General features: G+C 62.3%; 11 protein-coding genes. 7 read left to right on the top strand and 4 right to left on the bottom strand.

What is annotated here, in order from left to right; genetic code table 11:
* Window positions 1–646 precede the first annotated feature (646 nt).
* Complete coding sequence (locus tag EKN07_RS03060) at window positions 647–3,040, bottom strand: 3'-5' exonuclease (protein ID WP_108715104.1); 2,394 nt, start codon at window positions 3,038–3,040, stop codon at window positions 647–649.
* 96 nt (window positions 3,041–3,136) lie between these two features.
* Complete coding sequence (locus EKN07_RS03055) at window positions 3,137–10,384, bottom strand: DEAD/DEAH box helicase (RefSeq protein WP_126145594.1); 7,248 nt, start codon at window positions 10,382–10,384, stop codon at window positions 3,137–3,139.
* A 189-nt stretch (window positions 10,385–10,573) separates the two neighbouring features.
* Here EKN07_RS03055 and EKN07_RS03050 point away from each other — a divergent pair, with 189 nt between their 5' ends.
* The 6 genes from EKN07_RS03050 to EKN07_RS03030 all read left to right on the top strand — a co-directional run bounded on the left by EKN07_RS03050 (window position 10,574) and on the right by EKN07_RS03030 (window position 16,020).
* The gene (locus EKN07_RS03050) at window positions 10,574–11,068 is read left to right on the top strand and encodes a helix-turn-helix domain-containing protein (RefSeq protein ID WP_108715106.1); all 495 of its coding nucleotides are present in this window, start codon (window positions 10,574–10,576) and stop codon (window positions 11,066–11,068) included.
* 134 nt (window positions 11,069–11,202) lie between these two features.
* Window positions 11,203–11,475, top strand: coding sequence for a type II toxin-antitoxin system Phd/YefM family antitoxin (locus EKN07_RS03045; protein WP_277600492.1), 273 nt, complete (start codon window positions 11,203–11,205; stop codon window positions 11,473–11,475).
* Between the two features lie 81 nt (window positions 11,476–11,556).
* Window positions 11,557–11,736 (top strand): type II toxin-antitoxin system RelE/ParE family toxin, encoded by a 180-nt coding sequence (locus tag EKN07_RS03040; protein ID WP_346426229.1) that lies wholly within the window; start codon window positions 11,557–11,559, stop codon window positions 11,734–11,736.
* A 214-nt stretch (window positions 11,737–11,950) separates the two neighbouring features.
* Window positions 11,951–12,076, top strand: a complete 126-nt coding sequence (locus tag EKN07_RS13090; protein ID WP_276308090.1) for a hypothetical protein — start codon at window positions 11,951–11,953, stop codon at window positions 12,074–12,076.
* A gap of 136 nt (window positions 12,077–12,212) precedes the next feature.
* Complete coding sequence (locus EKN07_RS03035; RefSeq protein WP_108715107.1) at window positions 12,213–12,488, top strand: type II toxin-antitoxin system YafQ family toxin; 276 nt, start codon at window positions 12,213–12,215, stop codon at window positions 12,486–12,488.
* Window positions 12,489–12,990: 502 nt separating this feature from the next.
* Window positions 12,991–16,020 (top strand): TrlF family AAA-like ATPase, encoded by a 3,030-nt coding sequence (locus tag EKN07_RS03030; protein WP_126145593.1) that lies wholly within the window; start codon window positions 12,991–12,993, stop codon window positions 16,018–16,020.
* Between the two features lie 106 nt (window positions 16,021–16,126).
* Here the strand turns inward: EKN07_RS03030 and EKN07_RS03025 are convergent, their stop codons facing one another.
* Together EKN07_RS03025 and EKN07_RS12955 are read right to left on the bottom strand one after the other, a co-directional pair.
* On the bottom strand, window positions 16,127–21,139 hold the full coding sequence (locus EKN07_RS03025) for a class I SAM-dependent DNA methyltransferase (protein WP_241228112.1): 5,013 nt from the start codon (window positions 21,137–21,139) through the stop codon (window positions 16,127–16,129).
* A gap of 150 nt (window positions 21,140–21,289) precedes the next feature.
* A complete protein-coding gene (locus EKN07_RS12955; RefSeq protein ID WP_346962687.1) occupies window positions 21,290–24,808 on the bottom strand; it encodes a helicase-related protein in 3,519 nt (1,172 codons plus the stop codon).
* A 684-nt stretch (window positions 24,809–25,492) separates the two neighbouring features.
* Here EKN07_RS12955 and EKN07_RS03015 point away from each other — a divergent pair.
* Entirely contained in the window at window positions 25,493–25,909 is a 417-nt protein-coding gene (locus tag EKN07_RS03015; RefSeq protein ID WP_108715111.1) for a hypothetical protein, read from the top strand.
* The last annotated feature ends 132 nt before the right edge of the window (window positions 25,910–26,041 follow it).

Here is a 26,041-nt window from a genome sequence, read left to right as displayed (position 1 = left end):
CTTGGGTGTCCGATTCGCGTCCAAACGCTCCGTTCCTGGATTTGTTCCATTTAAGAAATGGCGGAATGACGCGGTTTTCGCGGATGGATGTGATGTGTGGTTAGTTGTTTGGACGGTAATTGGACAGTGGCAACATGTTATGGACCCTCAAAACACGTATTGGATCCTAAGGCCATGGGGCACGGCGTTGTGCTAGGCGCATGATGGAGCGCGGCGGGGCACCCGCTGCGGTCACGGCGAGGACGCGGTTCGTCCTCTAAAGAGCCTCGCAAACGCAGTGCGCCATGATGCGTTCTCCAGAGCGGGCCAGCCAGTCCATTGTCAGTGCGGATATGCCAGGGCGGTGAATTCTGGACAAGTGACCTCGCAGTGCTGGGTCGGCGGCTGGATCGTCATGGTGGTAGTGATGGAGCGCAGTGACACATGCTAAACACGAGCTGAAGTGAGCTGTTCGTATGCATGGTCGGGGAGGCTAGTGCGGTGACGAGGTTCGAAGCGGTGCCCGCATCACTGCGAAAGCGAGCGCGTTCATCGTTTTGTAAAAGCCCCGCTCGGAAGATCGCCTTGCGAAGAGGGCGCTGCCTCATGCCTTAGTAGCTACCGGCTCCAGTGCACCCGTGGCACTTGGTGAGTGGCCGTTATCCGTTCATGCCTTAGTAGCAACCGGCTCCAATAGCGGGCTGGGCGCACTGTTCCAAGAAATCGCCAACTGGTCTCGTGCTCGGCTAGCGGCGACGTACAGCAATGACCGCTCTCGCAGGAGTGCGTCGGTCCGATCTTGTTCAGAGTAGCTCTGTTCTTGAACCGAACGCGGAATGATGTCCTTACTTACGTCGAATAGCAGCACCTTCCGGAATTCGAGCCCCTTGGCGCGGTGCATGGTCATCACGAGCGGCTGGCCGCGCAAGGCAGTGTCTCGTGCGACCGGGCGCACATCGATGCCCCGCTCAGCAAGCCCTGCAACGACGGCGTCGCATCGGTTGCGGTCGCGCGTAAGAATTGCGATTGTCTCTGGAGCAGTCTGACCGGAGGCTTCGTCTTCGTCAAGCCAGTCACGCACAAGTTGCGCCGCCATGTTCAGCTCCTCTGCGGGATTTCCCGCTTTGAGCAGTATTGGCTCGGGGCCGGAGCGTGGAGATAGGTAACGATGCTGCTCGGCACCGCCCTCAAGATCCTGATAGTCGCCCGGCTCTAATATCTCGAAGGCGAAGTTGAGATTCTGCCGTGTTGTTCGGTAGTTACGGGTGAGGCGGTGAGACCGCCCGCGCACCTCAATGCCGTAATGGCTGAGTACGATTTTCTTCCCGTAAATGCGCTGGTGTGAATCCTCTGCAAGGAACAGATCGTTAGGCCCGGGGGCTACCAGCGCGCGGAGCAGCAGAAGGTGTGCGGGGGAAAGGTCTTGCGCCTCATCCACAACGACATGCTGGAAAGGCCGCGCACCACCATCTGCCACGCAGGCATCCAACCAGGCCGCCGCGAGTACCAGGCGTTCGGCGAAGGACGTGTAGTCAGCCGCCGCCGCGTAATCACGGTAGGCTTCCACCACCTTCCACACGGCTGCCCGCTTGGCACGATCAAGAGCCACGCCGCGTCCAGGGCGGCGTACGCGTAGATACCTCTGCACAGTGGTGAGTTGCTGAGGGAGAATGATGAGCTCGTACTCGGATTCGAGGAAGTCTGGTTTGCGCAGTGCTTCGGGCAGGTCCGCGCCGGCCACGGTAAGCGCCTCATTCCAGGGATTGGACTGCCGACCGCGTAGCCCCGAGAACACGCGGGAACGCCGCCTACCGAGCACCGATGCAGTCACTCGCAATATGGAATCGCCTGCGTTTTGTAGGATCGTCATGGCAAGAGCGTCCAAACCACTGACCGTAATACCCGGCTCGGAGAAGTCATCGGGCAGCGCGAGTTCCGGTGCGAGTTGGGAAACCTGCCGGTGTAGGTCGTCGGCAAGATTACGGGTAAAAGTTGTCAGCAGGACATGTGCCGCCGGGTTACGACGGGACAGCCGTGTCGTCCGGTGAACGGCGACGACGGTCTTTCCGGTACCGGCACCGCCACTGATGCGGGAGGCACCGGCGGTATCTCGCTCGACGAGGACGCGTTGCTGCGGATGCAGGAAAAGCTGCCACTGCTGAAAGTCCAGGACTTCAATCGCCTTGCGGAGTTCGTCATCGTTCTCTGCCCAGGTGAAGGAGGAGCGGGCGGCGGGGGTGCGAAGGCCGTCAAGTAGATCCTTGTCCGAACCAGTAGCAGAAACGTCTTCCGGAAGGTGTAGACCGAATTCTTCCCGGACATCTTTGATCGTCGAGCCGGTGGCCAGCGAGAGTAGTGCTTCCGCCTGCCAAGGCACCTCCGCGGCCATGGCGATATCGAGGAGCTGTGATTCCCGTTCGGCCGCAAGCGCGGTAGTGACTAGCGCAAGGTCAAGGCCAAGTTGTTCGTGAAGCTCTGCTGCGGTGAATGGCCGCGCCCAGGCGGGAGGGTCATCGCGTATGGCCACGGAGACGCCTGATTCAACGCCTGATTCAACCTGCGCAGAGCCCGCGTCCACTTGCTGACGGGCGCGCTCATTGGCCGCTTCAACTTGGGCGGCCTGCCGCTCGAGGGCCCGTGTGGCGTTCTCTGCGGCCTGCAGTCGCTTCATTGCCTGATTCTGCCGTGCCGTGACGCCTTCCTGACTCTTCTGAACGGCTTCGGCGACTCGAATTACTTCTGTGGCTCCATTGCGCGGATTGACTTGCAGGCTCACCTCTTTCGCTTCGTTGATGGCATCGTCATGGGGCCAGACACCGTGGAATACGTAGACGGCGTCGTCGCCCTGCCCGATCTGAAAGACCACCGCGCGGTAAAAGCGGTCCACGCGGGCGGTACGTACACGCGGATCCGCGGAATGCCGAATTGGCTCCACATGCAGGCCGGACGTTCTATCCGTGCTGGCCAGCTTCATCAGAAAAGTGCCGACCTTGGACTTCAGTGACGGGTCTTTGGCCGTCGCATCCTTCGGATTCGCCTTCGGTACCACAATGGAGGGCATATCAGTCTCCTTCCAGGAACAAGGTTAGTCTCCCACACGCTTCCGACACGTTTTCAGTTTTGATTGCGGTACATGCCGTTACGTGCGATGCTTCGGCTAGGCCTCGTGCGTCAACAACTGGGCCACTTGTGCAGCTGTTTGTTGTGGATCGGGCCCGGTGCAGACAACGCGCCAGCCGGCAGCACGCATAGCGGCGGCATCGTCCTCCGCATCGTCGACGACGACGGCGACCCGCTGCTCGTGCCAGACGAGGTCGGCCATTATTCCGCCAGCGATCTCTTCGCCATCGGCGCTATGCCGGACGCCGCGAGCCGCCAGATGGGGCAAGAGGTCCAAGATGCGCGGGTCGGTGAGCTCGGGGTCAACACGATTCCATTCGAGTGCTTCAAGCGTTGATAGGCCAAGGGTCTGACCAGTAACGGTTGTGCCTTCGGGCCCATACTGCTCATCGATGGCAGACTGCGCCGGAGTCCCAGCCCGCTCCGGACCCCCAGCCCATTCCGGACCCCCAGCCCATTCGGGACCCCCGGTCCGCTCGGGAGCCGCGATGGGCTCCGAGGTCGCGGTTTCTTCCAGGGGCCCAGTGTGCTGCGGCACTCCGCTCTGCTGATCCGCAAAGACCCGACGCTGCGAAGCGAGGCTGTGGTCGCCCGCGAATAGATCTTGCGAAGCCAACTGGTGTTGGGGTGTGAAACGGCGCTTGTCGGCGAGCTTCTGCCGCGCACCGGACACCGTGGTCACGGTGACGGGTGCGTTTGCCAGCGGCAGGACATTGCCCAGTCGCAGCCAAGTCAGCCAGGCATCGCGGTGATCTGCGGAGGCGATTGCCTCGCGGGAATCATCAAGCACGAGCGCCATGGCCACGGTGGACTTGCCCCGCAGTTGCACGGCAAGCGCCAGATGTGGCCAGAGGAATACCGAGGCCGATGTGTGGTTGCTCGGGGAGGCCGCAGTATGCGTGCCTGCTGGCACCGACGTGCCGACGGCGGAGGTACGGGCGGGGGCAGGTGTGCGCCTAGTGGCAGGTGAGTGGCTAGTGGTTACAGCAGATGCGCCTGTTGAGGATACAGACCCGGTATCTGCACTTCCAGCATCGCCCGCCCTGCCCTGTGCATCGGGCGATGCGGGATACAGTGCATTCAGAGCCTGCTGCAGCACATCACTTGCCGCGTCCGCAGACTGCTCCCAACGCATGCCATCGCTCCCGCCCTGCGCATACGCCTGCTGAGCGTGTACAAGCAGCGGTACCCACACGGCGTCGGCCAGGGCACTGCGCGCATTATCTTCGTGGTCACGATCATGATCGGTGGCGTCCAACAACATCTCGGTGAGCAGGGCAACGGGACCGCCCTGCCACGTGTCAATGGCCTTATCCGTAACCGCGCCAGCGCGGGCCGCATATTTCGAGCCGTCTGTTCGCAGCAGTTTTGCGCCCTGAATAAGCCACTGGGGATCCCAGGCTCGGTCCAAATCTGCGGCAGCCACCGCCACAACCCGGTAGCCACGGGCGCGTAGGTGCTCGCGTTTGGCGGCGTCGTCGGCAAGCCGATTGTGCCGCGGGCTGGCATGATACTCCCACCCGTCGCAGAACACGGCAATCCGCGCGGCTTCAACTGAAGGCAAGCAGGTGAAATCGGGGCGAGAGCCACCGGTGTCCAGCTGGGGTTGAATTCTCCATCGCCCGCCATCAATATTGAGCGCAGGTGCTCCGGAGTGATGCGCAATTTGTTCGACGTCGGTCACCTGGGCCAGTCGGCGCCACAACTCATCGCGTAGGCGATCTTCCAACGGACTGGCACTGGCCGTCTGGCGGACCACGGCGCCCCGTGTGATTCCCCATTGAGGAATGCCGGGGTCAAGAGAAGAAATCGTTTCGTCTTTATCAAGGCCGAGAATGCGGCGGATTGCGTCTATTGCGGCGGCGCGCGAAACATCACCGCCGACTGCGAAGGGCAGCAGGCAGCGGTGGCACATGTGCTTATTCTCGTGGCGGCAATCGCAATTCTCCAGATGTGTACCTGCGCAGACGAGGAGATTCCAGAGCCTACTCGGACCCGTCAGATCCGTGAGATAACCGGTGCCTCCCGGTACGACGTCGTGCACCAGGACGGCCTGCCGTGTTTCTCCCGGTTCTCCATCGGCCACGGGGTGTGGAACGACGGTAACGTTGAGATGGGCGGGAACGCTGTTGGTGATGATCCGCAAGCCGAGGAATAGTGCGGCGCACAGTGAGGCCGTGCCGGTGCGGTTCGTTGCGAATGACGGCGGGAGGATAAGAGCCAGCGCTTCGGTTTCGAGGGAGCGCATGAGATCGACCTGTGCGATGTGTTCCGTGCGGGAGTTGCGATGTTCGCACCACGGCCGATGCTCCCGCGGGTTATTCGGCCCCGTTTCCGTGTCCAGCTTTCCGCACGCCTCACACAGCCGGAAGCCGGTGGCGGCGATTTCGATGCCCGCCACCTGATCGTTGCCCTGCCCGCCGCCGAGGCGTCCGGTATTGAGCCAGCGCAGCATGAGATGCCGATAGCTGATCAGGCCAAAGCCGCTATCGGAGGCCCATTGCTCTTCCGCTCGCTGCGGGTCGAAGTCTGCCAACGGCAGGATTTCGAAGCGGGCCTGCAGGCGGTCTTCGCGGGTATCGCTGATACGGGCGTCGTCGCGCGAAATATCGGCAAAGACGCGGGTGAGGCGCAGAACGCGGCGGGCACGGCCGATATCCGCAATGCGGGTGTCGGCGCAACGTGGGCAGTGGGTGGGAGCCTGCGGCACGTGTTCCTGTGCGCGCTCAGTATGGACGTATCCGCAGCGCGAGCAGCAGAACCACCACTCGGCCTCACCGGAGATGCCGGAAAGGTCGACGCCGTCCACCTGCATCTCCATGCCGTGTGCGTAGAAGGTGGCGCCCGGTGCGAGCTCGGCCAGCGCCTTGGCGGAGGAGCGGTCCAGATCGTAGGGCTCTGTCCGCATCTCGTCACTATCCGGATCGCGCCACGATATCCGCGCCGCCAGGCGGACGGTATCGTCTAGCAGTGCATAATTGGGCAGAATCCCGTGGCGTTCGAGTGCCGATACCCAGTGTTCCTCATTCAGATCACTCAGCCGGGCACCTACGGCCTGATAAGCACCGCGTGCCGCACGCACGGCCCGCTGATCCTCCTCCGTAGCGTTGGGAAGATCGGCCGCTTCGATGAGTTCGGGTAAGGCGGACTTGATTTGGTCGAGTTGTTCGTAAAGCAGGCGTTCTTCGTTGGCATGCTCGGCGACGGCGCGCTCCAGCAGGCGCCGCGGCCCCGCCGCGTGGTCTTCGGTGGCCCAGGCAATGAGACGGCCGAGGCTACCGTTTTCCAGGGCAGGAGCGACTGCCCAGTCCGAAGCGGACGCCGTACCAGCGGCGATGCTAGAGGATTCGGAGAGATCCGACGTGAAGGTAGGGCTAGCGGACGAATCCGTGTTGCTGGCGGTGAGGGAGGCGCCGTTGCCGTTCCGCCCGCCCGTATCGGAGCCGCCGCCTTCGAAGGTGGCGGCAAAAGCGGATGCCAACGTGGCTCCGTCGTTCTCAATCCGATTGAGTATGGAGCCGACCAGCGACTCACGAGAGCTGGATTCAAGTGCGGCGCGGGCTGTCGGGCGGTGGCCTCCCCCTCCGGGGATCGCCGGATCACCGGAACGCGCCATTGAGTCGAGTACGGAGGCGATGAACTGGCGCCGAAGGATATCCTCTGCGCCCAGATAGGTGGATGGTGGCTCCACCGCGCCGTTCAACAATCGTGCCGGATCCTCCAACAGCGGCAGCTGGCTGCTCCGCCCCGGAACATATGCGAGGGCGAGTGCCGAGCCGTTCCGCCGCCCGGCTCTTCCCACCCGCTGAATATACGAGGCAACATTATCCGGCAGTGAGCCGAGCAATACCGTGGAGAGATCGCCAATGTCAATGCCCATTTCCAGGGTGGGTGTTGCCACGAGGACATTCGGATCGCCGGGATTCTGCTCGGCGCGTTTGAAGCCCTCTTCGATTCTGTTGCGTTCTTTCGGGGTAAGGAGCGAGGTGTGCTCGTGGGCGTCCACCCGCCGTACCCGGTTTCTGGCGTATTGCTGCCGGTAGAAGCTGGTGTGCGCGTGCTCGGTGCCTTCCAGATGCCCGGGGCAGGCTGCGGTCAGGCACGGTGCCCCCGTTAACTGTCTCGAGGAGGTGGACGATGAGGGCAGTTGGCTGCGGCAGGTGTCGCAGACCAGTAGTAGGCGTTCGGAAGACTCCTCCAGGGGAGAGGTAGTGGCGGGTTTCTTCTCCAGCGGAGAGGTAGTGGAAGGCTCCTCCTTCAGAGGAGACACAATGATGCGGGCAGTCGGAATGCCGTACACCGTGCCGCCACTCGCGGTTGCGGTGGTGGAAAGAACACCGGCCTGCGCCAGGCCTTTGAGTAGGTTGCCTGCGAGCCTGGCCGCATGCTGCGGGCTGACCTGCAGGCACTTACGAGTCCAGATGGCATGCCAGGACTTCGGCGAGGTCACGGGGGTGAAAGTGGAGCGCTTCGAGTTCGTTGTGCCTCCGACTTGCGGAAATGCGGGTGCACTGCGCCCGGCGGGAAAGGCGGGCTGGCCCTGCGCGCGTTTGCGTTTGTACCAGATCCATACTCGTGCGCCGTCGTCCTCCTTGTAACGTTGCAGCCATTCGTGGTCAATGGCTCCATCGCGCCGCATGTGCTCAAGCGTTCCACGCACCCAGGCGAGCAGCTTGCTTTCGGGTAGGTCGGTGAAGGCGGGTAGGAGGCCTCCGTCGTCGTCGCTGAGCGTTTCGCGGGCGATGGAGGCGATCTGGGCAGAGCTTCCGGCGTCAACGTGCGCGGCGATGGAACCGGTTGCCTCCATGGTCCGCCCGTAGGTAGATTGCAGACCGACTTCGAGCGATGCATCGAAGAGGAGGCGACGGCGCACGTATTCCTCGGCGGCGCGACGGCTCTTGCGTGAGGCGCCCGAATCCCAGAAGGGCTTGAAGTGTTTGTGCTCGGTGAGGTCGGCGGGAACCAGGCGGTAGCGGTCGAAGGGATCGGATGCGGTGATCGTCGTGGCCTCCACCCAGGAATCCAGTGGCATTGGGTTCTCGAGTGCGCCGCGTAGCGCGGAACGCAGGCTGATGGTGTGGGAGCGCTGGTCCACGAAACCGGCACGATGGGCGGCATCCTGCACGGAGTCGGTGAAGATGAGGGTGCGTTTCTCCGCGGAGTCCAGAGCGTCGTCCCCGAAAAGGGTGGTGAGGCTGACGGAGAGGAGCGTGGCGACGGCGGAGCCGAGGAAACGGATGGCGTCGTCGCTGCCACAGGAGGGGCAGACATCGCGGGTGGTGTCGCGGGAGATGTCGGATTCGGCCCCGGTGAGGATGAGCACGGGAACAACGCGGCCCTCGCGGGTCTCCGTATCCGATTCTGCGGGGCGGCGCGTGAGCAGTTCCCGGCGGGCGACCGAGTACCAGCGCAGGCCGGGAAAACGCTCGGCAGGATTGGGGTGGCCGTCCGCCAACGCGGTCAAGTAGGCGGCATCCTCGCCCGGGGCGTGCAAGAGAGCGCGGAAGCGAGAATCGTGCAGTAGGTGGTCCCGTCGGACATTCGACTGGTCAGGCTTTTCCGCCTGTCCGGTACGCGCAAGTGTGATCCCCCAACCGGAACGACCGCAGGAGCGGCAGTACAGGGCCGGACGCGCGGGAATATCCTCTTCGAGGTCGGCGTAGGTGGAGGCAACGTCATCTGACCAGCGGAAGGCGGGTTGGGTGGAGAGCATGCGGTCGATTCGGGTTACTTCGCGAACCCACAGGGTGATTTCGACGCTGACGGCGTTCCGGTTGGGAGTGCCGTTGAGCCCGGCACGCACGGTGGACAGTGCGGCGAAGACGGCTGCTAGCACGCGCCGAGCACGTACTGGATCCTCCAGAAAAGCCCCACCCAGCACGCGACGGGCGAGAGTGGACACCGGCACGGCCTGCTGGGCCGCCTCGATGAGGGTGAGAACGTCGGGATGGGCTTGGAGGGCCGCGGCACAGGTGGCGGGGTCGGTTCGACTGGTGGGGTCGGTTCGACTGGTGGGGTCGGTTCGACTGGTGGGGTCGGTTCGACCGGCGGGTGTGGCGCCCTCGTACAGTTTTCCGACGACGTCGCGCAGCAGGTCCAGGGCATCGGCGGCGGAGCCTTCTGCGAGGTCTGCTAGAGCATCGAGCTCGTTGGCCTGCAGTGTGTTCAGGCGGCGCGGTGTGAGGCCGAGCGGAGCGATTGTCCGCCTATGCTGTTCCGCCCACTGGCCGAGCGGAACCCGTGTTTCGGTGATAACCGCCTCGGGCGGCAGCGGGAAGCCGAAGACTTCGCGGGCGAAGGCGAGAATCTCGGAGGGATCGCTGCCGTCGCCGAGGGTGGCGGATGTGGCAACCGGGATGATCGGGCCAAGCGGGGAGGCGGTAAAGGCCTCCAACCTCGGATCGCCGGTGGATAGGTAGGAGCGAATGGCTAGGCCCAGGCGGCGCAGCAGCATGGCGACATCGGTGCCCTGTGCGCCGTCGTAGGTGTGGAACTCGTCGAGCACCAGGTAGGTGAGGGACTGTGCGGATGCCTCCCAGAGCTTCTGATCCTCCGGGCGGAGCAGCAGTTGGTCGAGCATCTTGTAGTTGGTGAGCAGGATGTCCGGCGGGTCGCGGCGGATGGAGTGGCGGTCGGTTTCCAGGGCGGTGCCGCGGTGCTGCAGGGCAGAATCGGTGCCGTCGGTGGTGTTCGCTGGCGCGGTGGTGGGGGTCGGTGTGGCGCCGGGGGAGGATGCGGTGCCGGGGGAGGTCGTTTCGGCGTCGCCGGTATAAAGACCCGCGCGGATGTGAGCGAGGGCCGGATCTGAGGTGATGAGTTGCGTGAGCCGGGCGGCTTGGTCGCTGGCCAGCGCGTTCATCGGGTACAGGATGAGTGCTTTGATGCCGGTGATTCCGGCTTTCTGTGCGCGTAGTACATGGTCGAGGATGGGGTGGAGGAAGGCCTCGGTTTTGCCCGAGCCGGTGCCGGTGGTGACGATTGTCGGTTCCGGGCTGGTGTGAGCGGACCCGAGCGGCTTGCTGGTCAGGCGCCTATAGGCCTGTTCCTGGTGGTGGTAGGGAGGGAAGGGCGGGGTCCAGTCCAAGGCGGTGGTGCCTTCGGAAGGTAGGTAGGGCAGACGCAGCCGTGCGAAGGGGCCGGTGAATACGCCGTGCTCGGGATGTTCGAGGAAGTCCGTCAGGGCGCGGCGGGGTTCGGCATCCGTCAGTGCGAAGGTGGTGGCCAGATAGTCGACGACGGCGCTGCGGATGCGTTCTGCCTGCACACTGGGAAGGAGGATGGCCATGGAATAAGCCTAGTAGATCCTGGGAAGAAGGGTTGGATTCGGGGAAAGTCGGATTCGGTGGGTGGGTGGGTGGAAGCGGTGCCTGCTCGGGGTGGGGCTCGCGGGGCCGTGACGCAGGCGATAGGGTCGAACGAGTAGGAGCACACGTTCGGGGTTTCGATTTTTTCGAATTGTCGTTATGCTTGAGAAATGACAACTGGAGCTGCGCAGATGCAGGTGACACTGCCACCCGGGGACCTCGAGCCGATGCTGGACCTGTCCCGCTTTTTGGAGCAGGTTACGGAACCGGTTGCGCTCGTTGGGTCGGATGGCCAGACCGTCAGTCTCCCCGCGGAGGTGTATCGGGTGCTCAGCAACGTCGTGGACGCCATGTCGCGAGGCAGGGCGATTGCGGTGGCACCGGTGGATCAGGTGCTGACGACGCAGGAGGCTGCGGACTTCCTCGGTATTAGCCGCCCTACCCTCGTCAAGCTTCTGGAGTCCGGCCGGATTCCTTTCGAGCGTCCAGCAGCGGGTAGGCACCGCCGGGTACGGCTCGCCGACATTGTCGCGTACCAGCAACAGTCTGCTCAAGAACGTAGCGACACTCTGGATGCCATGACGCGCGAGGCCGTCGACCTCGGCCTGTACCACGATACCGCCGCGGACTACAAGGACGCCCTGCGTCGCGCACGCGAGGGATGACGCGGCCGTGACTCTCGTGTGACTGGGGGAAAGCCTCGATGGCTGGCCCGGAAGGAGACGTGGTTCGCAGAGGTGTGGGTGTCGCAGGGGTGTGGATCATTGCCGCAACATGTACATTTCCGCCATTTTCGCGTATGTTGAGCAATGTGGTCGACATTAGTGTTTCCTGTGCGCGCAGCAGGCTTGCAGACGTGATTGATCACGCTCGTGTTCACCATGTGCCCGTGTTCCTTACCCGCCGTGGCCGTCGCGTTGCGGCGGTCATCGATGCGGAGGACCTTGAGCGCATAACCCAGGCTGCAGAGGACCTTGAGGATATTAAGGCGGTCGAAGTTGCTCGCGCGGAAGTTGCCGAACACGGCACGATTCACTGGGATGAGGTCAAGGCGGACCTCGGGCTGGCTTGACATACCGGATCGAGTTCAGCCCCCGCGGCGGCGCGCCGACTGCGCAAACTGGATAGCCAAGCACAGCTCCGGGTCCAGGCTGTGGTTGAACTGCTGGCGCAAGAGCCACGCCCCTCTGGCGCGAAGAAGCTCGTCGGAGGGCGGGGCGAGTGGCGCGTACGCACCGGCGATTACCGCATTGTTTACGAGGTCCACGACGGTGTGTTGCTAGTCCTGGTCCTCGCCGTTGGGCACCGCCGCGAAGTCTACCGGCGCAGGTAGCGGGGAGGGGCAGGTATGGGGAGTGCCTGTGTGGCTTGACTCGCCAGGCAGTGAGCAAACAGTTTTTCGCTGCATGACCTTGGACTCGGCAGCTAGCAACCGTTCGGCTGCTGCGCGGCATTTTGAGTGGTCACTACCGCACCTCTGGCGAGGATAAGGATTCAGCCTTCTGCGGCATTCCCGCGCATTTCAGCCTGTTAAGGAGGGCTAAGTCATGACGAGTGTTGAAGAGGTGCTACACGAGGTTGAGAACGCTTACAACTGCGAGGCGCCACATCCCGCAGTGACTGTCGAGGGTCCCGCTCTTGCGCGAAACGCTATTGAACAGATACGCGTTTAGGCCGGTGAGAGTGAGCATGATGAGGTTATGCTTGCGGCGCGGAAGGTTGGTTAGTCGTGATAGGCGATTGGCGAGGCAGAGGCGGAACCGGCTATCAGGGTCCGAGACGTTGACGAGCTGATGGGCCTCATCGACCGTGCATGACCGGGAGATCGCCTATCGCCCAGCTTTCCTGCGCGACGTGAAACGGCTTAAACGCAAGCACTACAGTATGGACGCGCTCAAGAGTGCGATCCAGGCAGTCGCCGAACGGCGCACCGACTGGCTCAAGCGGCACCGCGATCACCAGTTCACGGGCAACCTAGCAGCCTACCGCGAACTACACATCGCAGCCGACTGGCTGCTCCTGTACACCATCGCCGCCGGGACTCTCATCCTGGCGCGCACCGGCGGCCACGACGAACTTCTCTGATGTGATCAAAGGTTGTGGAAGATGCAGAAAATAGCGTCTGTCTGAAAGATTGTAAGCAGATCTGGTTCGGTACGCCGGGATGCTGGGTGATCCTTGCTGATGCCGTGAGGGGAGGCTGTGCTGGACCGAGTTAGTGGTTGGCAACCTCACGTGATCGCGATGCCTCGATGTTCCACGATATGTTCCGATCAGGCGGCCGTGTGCTGGGCTAGGTGGCCTATGCGGTCGCAAGGCTACGATTGGCCCGAATGTTCGGGTCGGCCCGAAGTTGTCAGACTGCACCGCGTTAGCACGGCTGACGACCGTGCCAACGCTCCTCGGTGGTGAGGTCGGCCGTGTCCACAGAAATGGGTGCTCTGGGCACAGTGAAATGTCGTGACTGCTGCCGAACTGGGGTGTCGTTTTGGGGTCAGGACGAGGCTGGTGATAATCTCGTTTCGCAACCCGGTTGCGGCCGTCCTGCCGGGGCGGTTGACATTGGAGTCGGTCGGAAGGACAGCATGTGGTTCAGTTAAATGCGGAGTCTGGGCGCGGAACAGCGTGGCGGATCTGGGACTTGCACGTCCATACGCCCGCCTCACTAGTCCAGCACTACGGTGCCGACAATGACGAGACCTGGGAACGGTTCATCAGTGAATTGGAAAAGCTCCCAGAAGAGATGAGCGTTATTGGGATCAACGACTACTGGTTCCTCGACGGTTATGAGCGCGTACTCAAGGAACGAAAGAAGGGAAGGCTTCAGAACCTTGAAGCAATCTTCCCGGTGATAGAGATGCGACTCGATCAATTCGGTGGAACAGACAGTAAGTTGTCCCGGGTGAATCTCCACGTCATATTCGATCCTAACCTCGAGGTGGAGGTAATTAGCGCGCAATTCATAAGTGCTTTGCAGCCAAAGATATCTCTGGCGCCAGGCTATGCCGAAGTCGATTGGCAGGGAGTCATTACAAAAAAATCATTGTGCAATCTTGGTCGGAAGATCAAAGACACTGTGCCACTTACCGAGCGCGAACGATATGGGAGTGACTTGATGGAAGGGTTCAATAACATCAATGTCAGGCTCGATGACGTCAAAGAGGTGCTTGATGGCCCGTACTTCCGAGGCAAAGCCCTTATCGGGATAGGTAAGACCGAGTGGAGTGACATCAAGTGGAACGAGCAGTCGATCGCCTCAAAAAAGAACGTAATTAACTCGTCGCGCCTCCTTTTCACTGCATATCCCGATGCATCACGCTGGTCGGATGACGTAGAAAAACTGCGCGCGAGTAATGTCACCTACAAGATCCTAGATTGCAGTGACGCCCACTACTTCTTGGATTCAGATCAACCTATGCGCCTTGGAATGTGTCAAACCTGGATGAACACGACGCCCTCCTTCGCAGGATTGACGTATGCGCTCGAAGAGTTTGAAAGACGTGTCTATGTTGGCCTTGAGCCTCCAGCGGTTGAGCGTATTCGGAAGAATCGAGAGCGTTTTATTAAGCGTGTTCGTGTGAGGTCTGAGAAGAAGGACTGTAACCTCTTCGATCATGACCTTCCACTCAACCCGGGGTTTGTGGCGGTCGTGGGTAACAAGGGACAGGGTAAATCGGCGTTACTCGACTGCATTGCGCTCGGTGGGAACTCGTCACGCAACAAGGAGTTTGCGTTCCTGAGTGCGTCCCGTTTTCTGAACAAGCGGAACGAGAAAGTGGCGCGAGACTACACCACCGAGCTAGTCTGGGCTACCAATACTACCCCTCGTAAGGTCCGACTCACAGACGGGCATGATGGGTCAGTGCCCGTCTCCGTCGAGTACTTGCCACAGATGTTTGTTGAGCGTGTATGCAGTATCGACCCCGGAACGGACGGTATAGATGAATTTGAACGTGAGTTGCGAACGATATTGTTTACGCATATCGATAAGTCCGAACGAGCGGGCGAGAAGACGTTTGAGGCGCTTCTAGCGCACAAGACCCAGTCGTCTGACGACGACGTCCTTAGGCTGAGGAAGGAACTCAGCGAAGCTGTTCGGCAATACGTCGCTGCGACGACCTTCCGCTTTGAGAACAAGGCTGAGGAGGTGCAAAACCGATTTAAGCTCAAGCAGGAGGAAGTAACTGAGGCCGAGAAAAAGGTTGGTGAAGCCGAGGAAGCGTTGGCTGAGATCGATTCAGGGAGTAAGGACGACGACGAGCTTGCGGATCGCAGGAAGCGCTCAGAAGAAATTGAGAAAGAACGGTCACGCCTGCTGGAGCAACGCCGTGTAAATGAGCATAAACGCGCACAGATGAGAAGACAACTAGCCGACATGGAGTCGTTGATTCATCGCGCGGAAGCTATCCGTGAGGATGTTGACGAAATCAATCGTGATGTGAAAGCGATTCTCGGAGACGAGGGTGAAACGCTCGTAAGCCTAACGATCAACGAAGCCAGATATATTTCATGGCGTTCGTCAACCAAAGAAACAGTTCAGAACCTCGAGGTTCGACACCAAGAACTCGGCGATACAATCGCCGAACGAGAAAAGGACCTACTTGGGATTACTGGTGAGCTCGCCGCTGCGGATAGCGCTCGCGAACGGGCGCGACAACGTGTACTTCAGTCGAAAGAACATGTTACCGCCCTTATGGGTGACGAGGATGAGCCCGAGTCGTATAAGGGCCTCAAGGCGTTGCTATGTCGCATCAATGATGCGCCGGCTAGAGTTGATCAGGCTCGTGAGCAGATACTTAGGTGTTCGGAGCGTATATACGAAGCGCTCAATGCGCGACTGCGGGCCGTTGAAAGTATGTACTCACCGGCGGCCGATTTCATCGCTCGGTCCGAGGTCGTTAAGAACGCTGGGCTCCAGTTCAGTGCAGAACTTCGCATGCTACCTAGCTGGAAGGACGTGTCCGCGGGTCTTGACGGTCGCAGAAACGGCGATTTCATTGAATGGCTTAGGGGGCTTCCGCAGCGAATCGAAGACACGAGCTGGGAACAACTTAAGAAGCAACTCGCTGAGGCACTCTGTCGGCTTGAGCACGAGAGGGGAGAACTCAGCGGAGAGTTACGCAACCCCGGGGCTGCGTTGCGCAGCTCAACTACTCTCGAAGAATTCCTGAATAGGATGTTCGATCTCGCTTGGCTGGAAGTCAGCTTCGGTCTGACTGGTGACGGGCGGCCTCTCTCGCAACTATCACCCGGGCAGCGGGGCCTCGTTCTCGCGCTTTTCTATCTTGTGGTCGATCAGCGTACTACGCCGCTTCTGTTGGACCAGCCTGAGGAAAACCTGGACAATGAGACTATCGCGTCCAAACTCGTTCCAGCGATCCATGAGGCAGCCGGTCGGCGCCAAACAATAGTGGTCACACACAACGCGAACCTGGCGGTCGTGGGAGATGCGGATCAGATTATTCACTGCCAGATACGCGACGGGCGTTTTACCGTGAGTAGCGGGAGTATAGCGGAACTCGACGTGGCTAGGTCGGCAGTCAATATCTTGGAGGGCACGAAGCCTGCGTTTGACAATCGCAGGCACAAGTATGAGGCCTTCCCGTCATTGACGTAGGTATCAACCCATCAACATGATTCGCAGCGGACAGAGGGCGTCCGTCTTCTTGGATGAAAGCAATGGTCATGCGGGTCGCGAGTGGCGCACTGCCAACAACAGGATGCTATAGATGGGCTCCTCCGGGTCTATTAAGGCGCGAGAGCGCTGCAGAGATGCGGCGGAAGTCGGATTCGCGGTCGCGGGTGCGGAAGGGGAGCTCATAGACGTAGGTTACGCCGGAGCCGGGGTGGGTGTGGGTGCGTTCGTCCAGCGGCATGTCGGCGTCCGACTCGGGGCGCTTGCGCTTGTCCCAGGCCTGACGCACCGGCGTGGGCACCTGCCGCCCATTGGCGTCATACACATAGGCGCCCGTGCCCCGGCCATGGTCGTAGTCGTAGAGCACCGCGAACTGCGTACGGTAGATCGTGCACAGATCCTCAATCGGTACCCCAAGCATCGTAGCCACCATCACGTCGACCTCCGCCTGCGCGTTACGCCGGTCCTCGGCACGCCGCAACGGCGTATCCGGAGTCCAGACCGGCCCGATCGGGCGCTCGTCGTAACGCTCCAAAATCGGCGAGTCGTCCAAGAAGGCGTCATCCCAACACTCGGCCCACAGGTCCGCGTAGGCGTCGGTGAGACAGTTCAGGCGGAGAGTTCGCAACAGGATGTGTTGCGCAATAGATGAGTGTGCATCCGGTTGTGGAAGTAGGTTGAAATCTGACCCATGGATATCGTTCCTGGCGCGCGCCCTAATTTGGAAGTCAGCCAGGAGGGAGGATGCGATGCTTCCGATGAGTACGAGGTCTGGAGAATCTAGGGACTGACTGCCAGCAGCGTATACCGGGTGCACGTGTGCGGTTCCCGGAGGAATGATTGCCGGGATCAGCGTCCGTTCACCGGTGTTAGCTGCCATGCGGCGCCAGGCGATGCGGTAGTGGTCGCGGGCGGAGGTGGTGCCCCAGTGGGTGTAGAGGCGATCGTAGGTGGCGCGGTCGCCGGCGGGCTTGTATTGGGTGACCGGCTGCGCGTCCGCAGGCAGGGCCTCGAAGTCGGTCGAGGTCCAGTCCTGGTTGTGCTTCATGGTCTCGTTTGGCTGCTTGTACAGCGGCGTGGACACATGCAGGTGCGGACCCTGCAGGATGGCGTCCTTCCAAGAGGCTAGGCCCCATTCTCTGATGAAGCGGCCTTTCTCAAAGTCCGCTGTCTCGTGCCAGCCGGCGGAGAACTCAAGACCGAGCGAGCCTACGCGCTGGTTATGGGACAGCGTTTCCAGGGTACGGGCGGCTGCCGAGTTGACGGTGGAGACCATGGGTGTGGAGCGCCAGTCGTCTGCCTCGGTCACGGCCTGCCAGGTGCGGAGCATGGACTCGTCGACCCGCTGGATGCGGGAGGCATGCGGGCGCAGGTCCCAGGTGCCCGTGTGAGGATCTTTGAAACCCGGTTCCTCGCCTGAGCCATCATGCTTGAGAGAACGAGCAACCGTATCGGGATGGTAGAGCGAGGCGGCGCTGAGGAAGTCGGGCGTGTGCTCAGCGCCGTAGACGTGGACGCCATAGGCATTGTGGTGATCGATGTCGAATAACTGAAGCTCATTGATGAACTGCCAGTGCCTCCGCAGGTGTCGATACGTAGCTGCGCGGAGGTTCGGGGTCTTGGCATCGGTGAAGTGAGTCTCCATATGGATGAGTCCCGAGGCGCCGCTGGGCCTCTGGTGCTCCCACACCTGGCACATGAAGGCGCGATACAAGTCGGGCTGGCCGCTCAGCAGCGGGTATACGGTCGAATCGCTGAGCAACTCGGACTGCACGATCTGCTCGGCGGTGCCGTCAATGACCAGGTTGCGCATGCCTGGGCGCGCGAGAGTGCCCGGGCGGCGGGCCTGCTTCGCCGCCTCCGAGGGCTTCTTCGTCAGCGTCCACCACGGGTCGCCCTCCGCCAGGAGCGCGTTCACGTCGGTGCGGGGCCGCACCCACGGCGGGTTACCCACCTGCAGATCGAAGCCGCCGCGCGCGAACACGGTGGCGAAGTCCAGCTCCCAGTGGAAGAAGCCCTGCTCGTCCGCGACCTGCTTGGCCACGCGCAGCCACGGCTGCTGCTCAAGTACTGCCTCCACCCTGCGGGCGCCGGCGAACTGAAGGTCCCAGGCCTCCGTCTCCTCCAGGCCCTCCCAGGTGATGGCCTCGGCCAGCGGCACCGCGTTGGCGGGGGCGGCGTCGCCCGCGTAGCCGAGCGTGTGCTCCAGCGTCTCCAGCCACTTCTCCAGGCTCGGCGGCTTTACGTCGGTCGTGAGCGGCCAGTACCACAGTGCGCACCACGCATCCATCACCAGCCGCAGGCGCCGGTAGGCGGAGTCCGGGCTTGCCAGGTAGGCCTCGATCTGCTCCCGCGTCACCGCAGAACCCGCGCCCGCCCGGGGCTCGCGGCCCCACAGGTCGATGCGGCGGGAGGCCTCCGCCTCCGCCACTCGCAGGCGCCGCAGCGTCAGCTCCCACAGCACCTCCACGCGCCGGGCCAGTGCCGTCAGCCGCCTGACTTGGTTGTTCGCCTTGTCCTTCGGCGCCTTGGTGATGTCCTTGCGCCACTCCTTCAGAGCCTTCAACCGTCCGGCGTCCACCAGGTCGCGCACCTGCTTGGGCACCTCCGTGGCCGAGCCCCAGCCCCGGGCGGGCAGCAGGAAGTGATGCACCCGGTCGGCCACGTCCAGGGCCTGCCCCAGGCGGTGCCCGGAGGCGGGCGAGGCAGGCTCGCTTACGCCGGTGGGCTGCGCTTCCGAGCCGCCCGGGCCTGCCAGGCCACCCGGGGCGACGCCGTCGTCCGCCGCACCATCGATGGCCTCGGCCACCTGCCGCAGCGGCTCGGCCACCGGCGTGGTGGTCAGCCACTCCCGCTTCTTTCTCAATGCGCTCTCCGGGTACAGTGCCCGCCTGGCCCCCACCAGTGAATTGCCGCGACGCAGCCGCAGGCCGAACCACGGCGCCGCCAGACCCTCCACCATCGTGTCCAGCCACAGGGAAATTTCCGCCAATTCCACCGCGGTGGCGTTCAAATCCACGCCATAGACCTGGTGCAGCGCCAGGTAGGCCTTCACCTTGGCCAGCTCGCGCGGACGCTCCTCCGGGTCCACGCGCCGCCCCAGCTCCCGCTCCCGGCGGGACAGGTACTGCTCGGCCAACTGGCGCACCGCCTCAATCGCGAAGGCGCCCGAACCCAGTGCCGGCTCGCACACCGTCAGGTGCAGCACCTCCTCCGCCGTCGTCGTGCGGCCATCCTGATCCAGCAGTTCGGCCAGGGCCTGCTGCACCGTGAAACGCGTCAGCACCTCCGGCGTGTAATAACTCGCCGACCGCTGCCGATCCCGGCCCGAGAGCCGGAACACGAACTCGCCGGGCTCGTAGGTGACATTGCGGCGTTCCCCGGTCACCTCATCCACCACGGTGACGAGGTCGTCCCGGTTCAACTTCTCCATCACATCACGGGGTACCACCCACGAGCCTTTGGATGCGTCACCGCCCGGCGCTACCTCCCACAGACGTTCGGTAGCGAAGGTGCCGGTGTAACTCATCAGTCCTTCGTACACCGCTCCCAACTGATTAATGCCGAGTTCCACATAACTGATGAATCCGCGCCCGGCGCCGGAACGTTCCTTGGTGAGCAGCAAGTGGCGCAGCACGCGCAACAGTGCCTCATTGCCCAGGCCTACCTCGTCGATTAACGCCGTTGCCTGCGGGAGGAACAGGTCGGCGCGCATGGGCTGAAATACGAGGCCGTCGAAATCCTCGGGCAGTTCCCCGGTGTGATTGAATCCCTTATCAACCAGGCGGAATAGTACGGCCAAAGACTCGTACACATGCGTGCCCGACTGCTCCGCCTCCTGATGAATCTCCTGCAGGGTCAACTCCCGTAGCCGATGCAAGCCGTATCCGGCGTCGTACTCGGCGGCTCCCACCGGCAGAATGCTCAACTCAGGGCTCGCCTCGGCATAAAGCAGGAAGATGATGCGATACAGGTAGCGCAAAGACTGCAGGGCGAGCGGTTGCGCCTGCTCTGGAGGCAGAGGCGGCAGACCTAGCGCAGCGCGGCGCCGGACCACCTCACCCGCGATGATCTCGATGGAGAGCCGCACGCCTTCACGTAGATCTTGCGAGACGCCCACGGTATGCGCGGCAGAATCCTCCAAAGTGGCCGTCCACCAGGTTTCGCCGTCGGCGGTGGGCAACAGGGAACGCGCTTCCAGGCAGGTGAGGGCGTGTTCCACCTCGCCGCCGCGCCTGGTATCGGCACGTTCGACGACGAGCTGCAGATCGACGGCGAGCCAGCGCCCCTCCGGCCAGCGTTCCTTCTCCGCAATCAAAGCGAAGCGCCCGGCCAACACGAGGGCGAAGGCGGGGCCGTGCGCGTCGGTGAGTAAGGTAGAGAGGGCACGCGCCACCGAGTCGATGGACTCGGCTCCCTCTATTTCAGGTGCGGACGGGTCCGCCAAATCAAGCGGGAACCAGGGCTCGATCAGCGTGCGGGTGGCTGTGCTCTTGTTGAGGAGTTCTTCGATGGTCGCGGCCGAGCGAGCACGCAGCAGCACCAGTGGCGCGGGCCCCTCCTCGCCGCGCGGGCGGACCAGCGTGACGGGCCCGCGGTCAAGCAGTTCGTATTCGCCCGTGGTATACCCAAGGACGTCTCGCAGCAATGCATCGATGTGTAGGGTCAGTTCGTCCGCCTGCGTGACTGCGGCGTTCACACGAACGGTGGAGCGGCGCGGCGAGGCCGGGTCGGCCGAGGAAGCGGAGGCAGCGCGGAAGGTAGAACTGGTCGAGTGGCCGGAGTCGGTCCGGGAAGAAGAATTGGCGGAATATGCGGGGGTGCTCCGCGGGCCGGAACCCGCCGGGAAGGCGCCCGCCGGCGCGTCGTCGTCGAAGAAATCGTCGCTGTCGGAGGGGAGAGCGGCGAATAACTGCTCTAGCTGCGCGCGCACGCCAGCCAGTCGTGACCGGGCAGTGGGCCGCCCCTCCTTCTCCTCCGCCTCCCATTCCTTGCGGCGCTCCAACACTCTGGCCAGGAAGGATTCCTTGGTGGCGTCGGTAGTGAAGTAATGCTCGCTGATCCAGTCCTCGCCCACTACCAGGGCATCAGATACCGTCATTAGCGTGCTCCTTCCGCCATTAGTGCGATGCTCATTGGTGGGGCCGTCGTTACGCGACGCTCGTAAGTGCGTCCGCCGTTAGTGCGCCCGTCATAAGTTCACCGCCCGTAAGTGCGCCTGCCATTCGTGTGCCCCTCATCAATCCGCCGCTCAGTATTCTCCCGCCGTGCCAAAGTCATGCGGGACGACGACGAGCAGCGGCCGCACCAGCGTGTGTGCGGGCTGATGTTGGTCCAATAACTGCTTTTCCAACGCCACCGTTGAACGTTGTTCACGCAGTTGCCGGTTCTGGACCAGGTGGCCGGCGTCGTCGTCCCACGCATCAACATGCCGTGCCCAACTTTCCACACGTTGGTTGGCGTCGCGGCGTGCGGCGTCAACCGTCAGTGCCATTTGGTTCTCTGCCGCATCCACCGCCGGGGCAATAAGAGCCTTAAGCAGATCGAGATGAGGAACCGGGCCGGGATTGGTTTGTGGTTCGGTCACGCGCACATCGGTGAACATGGCAGCGGGCGTCGGATGAATCGTCGTGAACGCCACTGCCTGCGGCGCCTCTCCACGAGCCAGTGAGTCGCGGGCGGAAGCAAGGTCGAGATAGCGGAACTGTGCGCTCAGGCTGACTAGGCTTACCGTTCGGCCAACGCGGTTTGTCAGTGTTCCCATGAGCAACACGGTAGGAGCATCCACCGCGCCACGCATCGCAAAAACGCTACCGCGATTAAGACCGGCGAGGATGCGGTCGCTTATCCAGTCGAGTATGGGATGCAGTGGACCGAGATAGTGAGCCTCCGGCCATGACGAGTCGCTGGAATCGCGTAAGGCATCGGCCATCAGGGCCTTGGCCTTGCTGCGCGAGGTGGCCAGGACCAGATGCTCCCGCACTCCGCGCTCAGCGAGATAACTCTGCGGAAGCACCTCCAAGCGGGAGCGCAGACCACTGGGCGGCACGAGCTCGGCGATATGCTCCTTGGCATCGTACCGCCAAGAAACACCGCCTCCGCCGGATGGAAGAGCCTTCTCGGCGGGCCGGTCGTAGATCTCGGCTAGACCTTCACGCAGGAAGTCCACTTGTGAGGGGTATAGCAGTGAGGCGTGCAGCGGAGCATCATGATGCAGGTCATTGCGCCCTTGCCCGGTTGCGGCGTTGTGCTCGGTTGCGGCGTTGTGCCTGGCTAAGATCGATTCACTTCCCGTCAGCGTGGCGAACAACGCGGCCATCGGGTCGAGTTCAAGTGCGCTCTCGGCGTCGTGGACGACGTCGTCGATATCCGTTCCCTGTTGCAACGCCTCGCGGATCGCCTTCTCCTCCTTCTCGCCGGAGTACAAACCCATAAGCGATGCGGCGCTGCCAAGAGCGCGATGCGCCTCATCCTCCTTGTGCATCAGGCGAGCCAACACGTGGATATCGCCGTTGAAACGCCGATCCGACGGGTCGAGTAGGAGCGTGGTGATCCGCGGCGAAATCTCCTGACCGTAGCGGTCAATGCGTCCGTTGCGTTGCTCAATGCGGATCAGGGACCACGGAATGTCGTAGTGGATGAGTTCGTGGCACTGGCTGTGCAAGTTCACGCCTTCGGAGGCGACGTCGCCGGTAATCAGCACCCGGATGGGCGTATGCGTTTGGCGGAACTCCTCCACAATCTCCTGCTGTTCAACGTCCGAGAGGCTGCCGTGCATCACCCGCACGGCACCGAGTGGCATTTTGAGGTCTTCCTCAATGTGCTCGCGCAGCCAGTTCAGTGTGGCGATCCGCTCCGCGAAAATCACCACTCGCTCGGAGGAGCGCGGCCCGACGCCAATGCGCGCTAGTTCTTCCAAGAGCGCCCGGTACTTGCCGGAGGCGCTCGTGTTTGCGTCGGTGGCAAGTCGCAGCAGGTGCTCCAGCGCCAGCGCCTGCTCGCTGGTCAGTGGGGCGTCGTCGGCGGATGAGGAGACTGCGGTGCCGTCGGGGGTGACGGCGGCGACGGAGGCGTGGGTATCGACGGGGGCTGCCGCCGGGGTTGTTGCTTGGCCGACAGAGGGCGCGTTGGCGGGCCGCTGCTGGGGCGGCACAGGAGGTGCAGCAGTGCTTTGGACGGTTGTTGTTGGCGCGGTGCCGAGGCTCGTCGTCACCTCACGACGGCGGTTCAGGCGCCCATCAATCGTTTCGATTAGCGCGGCGGGCGAACTGAGGAAGGCCTTCGCCAGTGTCCATGAAAATAGGGCCTGACTCCCGCGCGTCCCACTCGGCACACCTGGCGCCAGAGCGCCGTCGGAGCGATGCAGCCAGGTCTGGGAAAGCTCGCCCGCTACGACGTCTTCCTCCGGAGAAGGCGTTACCAGGCGATTCACCGGCTCCTGACGCTCCTTCCACTTGTCGCCGACCACGCTGCTGACCTCGGGCGAATGGCGGTGGCGGCGGATGACGAGGCGGCGCACGGCGTCGTCGTCACGCGTACCATCCGGGCGCACGGCAGTCGGTTCCAGGAGGCGGACCAGTTCGTTGAAAGACTTCGGATCGCCGTTATGCGGGGTGGCGGAGGCAAGAATCAGCGCGTCGGTTTGCCGAGCCAGAATATCGGCCAGCCGATTGTTCTGGGTGGCGCGGTTAGTGATGTTGTGTGATTCGTCGATGACGACGGCATCCCAGCGCTGTTTGCGCAGGTGGGCCAAATAGCGGTCATTCTTGAGGGTGTCGATGGAGATAATCGCCCGGTGATACACGGAGAACGGGTTACGGGTGGCCGGCACGCGCTGGCGCACGCGCTGAATGCCAAGCGAATCCAGCCGCACGAAAGGCAGGGCGAAGCGGGACCACATTTCATGCTGCATCTGCTCCAGCACGTGGCGGGGCGAGACAATCAGAATCCTGTCTCCCCAGCCGCGGCGCACCAACTCCGCCAGGATCATACCGATTTCCAGGGTTTTGCCGAGTCCAACGGCATCCGCCAGCAGAATGCGCGGGCGTAGGCTGGCTGGGTCGAGGGCCTGACGTACAGCGGTGAGTTGGTATTGCAGAGGGTCGGCCAGCATGTCGCCCACAACGGAGAGGGATGTATCCGAGGTGGGAAGCGCGGTTTTTCGCCATGTCGCCTCCAGCCACAAGCGCGAGAGCCTGTGGCCGGTGGAGGTATCTGCGACGACGTCGGTATCGCGCGGGTCAATCGGCTCGATGCGGTCGATTCCAGCGCTGAACTGAGCCGAGGTATCGCGGACCAGTTCGGAAAGACCTTGCACGGTGATGAGAGTGCCGTCGCTGGTGGCGGTGACGCGGGTGACAAGCCAGTCTTCATCCCGCACGCGCACGACCGAACCGGGAGCGAGGTCGATGGTCGTATTTGGTGGTGGGGTGTTAGTGGGCGGGGCAGGGGTTTGCCCTGGGGTGACGGTTGGTGCGGGTGAGGTGGTGGGTCTTGGGGTGGTGGTTGGTGTTGGGGTGGCGGGTCTTGGGGCGGCGGCCGATGTGGCAGTGGACTGGGTGCCGATGCGGGGGTTACTGGTTCGCTGAGAGTTCGTCGCTAGGGCGGTGGTAAGGGAGGGCGATGTCGGGGATGAGGAAGAACTTGTGGGCGTGGTCGAGCCTACGTCCGTGTAGTTGGAAGAGTTTGAGCCTCGGCCAGGGCGCGGCGAACCGGAGGCGTCGGAATCGCGCGGGATTGACGGCGTCGGAAAGGCAGCATCGCGTGGCACAACCGTGATTTTATGCCGCGAACGGAAAGATGGCCAGCAAATCGCCAGGAAAGCGTGAGGTAGTTGGGGTGAGGATGCCGGGGTGTGTAGGGAACTGCGTTGCACGGGACGTGGGCGGGCATCTCAGTATAGGGAGATAGGAGGAGTGGAGGGGTCGTTGGTGTGGGGAGGAGTGAACACATGGACGTGCTCTCTGTGCGGGGAGGGGAGTGAAAGGAGTGGCAGTTCGGGAGTTGAGCTGCGAGAAGGTACCCGTCGAGGTCGGCTAAGACGGGGTGTGGCAGTTCGGGGAGTTGGAAAGATAGGGGCACAGTACCTGGGAAGGCGACATCGAGGTTTCTGATGCTCCTGTGCTGTTGTGATGGTGTAGTGCGGTTGGGTGTTGTGATGGTGTCGTGCGGTTGGGTGTCTGCCGGGGTTTCGTTACTTTTGAGGCTATTGTGACAGTAGGGTGAAGGCTCCCGCAGGCAAGGTGTCCAAATCCCGTCCAAAGGAAGAAAACCTGGAGTGATTCCACTTTAAGAATGGCGGAATCATGCGGATTTCGGCGTCGGTGAAAACCGGGCGGCCTTCGTTTGGACGGGATTTGGACAATGCGGCTCGTGGATGGTGCGGTCTGTGCCTGGCTGATAGTGTCAGAGGTGGCCGTTGGGGAGATTGGAGGAGGATTTTTGGGAGAGTAGCATGCGTGTGACCGTTCAGGACTTCGCCATCAATGCGCGCGAGATCAATTCGGAGGTGGCTCTTCGTCACTTTCTATCGCGGCGCTTCGATGACGCAGGTATCTTGCGCAGCGCTCGCGGCTCAAACCGTTTCATCCTCTGGTTCGGGGACGATGAAAAGCCGAGTCTCAGGGTCTACGTGCGTGATGGCGTGAGTGCCGCATACTTCACCTCTGCGAGTGGCGTCATGTATGCGAGTGTCGGTGATTCGCGGCGCACCGATTGGCAGGAATTTCGCGATGACGCTTCGCCAGATGTCGCTGAAACAATTCTCCTGGCGGGCGGCTCTTTGATCCCGTGGCCGCAAGGCCTAGAATCGGCGCTGGAGTTCGCCTGTAATCGGCATCGGTCGGATGTAATCAGTTGGGAAGGACTGTAAATCATATGGCAGAGCCTGTAATACGTGAGGGTGAGCTGTTCCCGCGTCCAAGCCTCGCGGGTATGGCGTAGACCTGCGGCTTCGTCGTCAACGGCAGCGAATTGGCCAGCCTCACGAGTATTGCGGAACCAT

Source organism: Actinobaculum sp. 352 (assembly GCF_003957265.1).
Lineage (GTDB): Bacteria > Actinomycetota > Actinomycetes > Actinomycetales > Actinomycetaceae > Asp313.
Note: the sequence above shows the minus strand (reverse complement) of the source record. Positions and strands in the feature narration are given on the sequence as shown.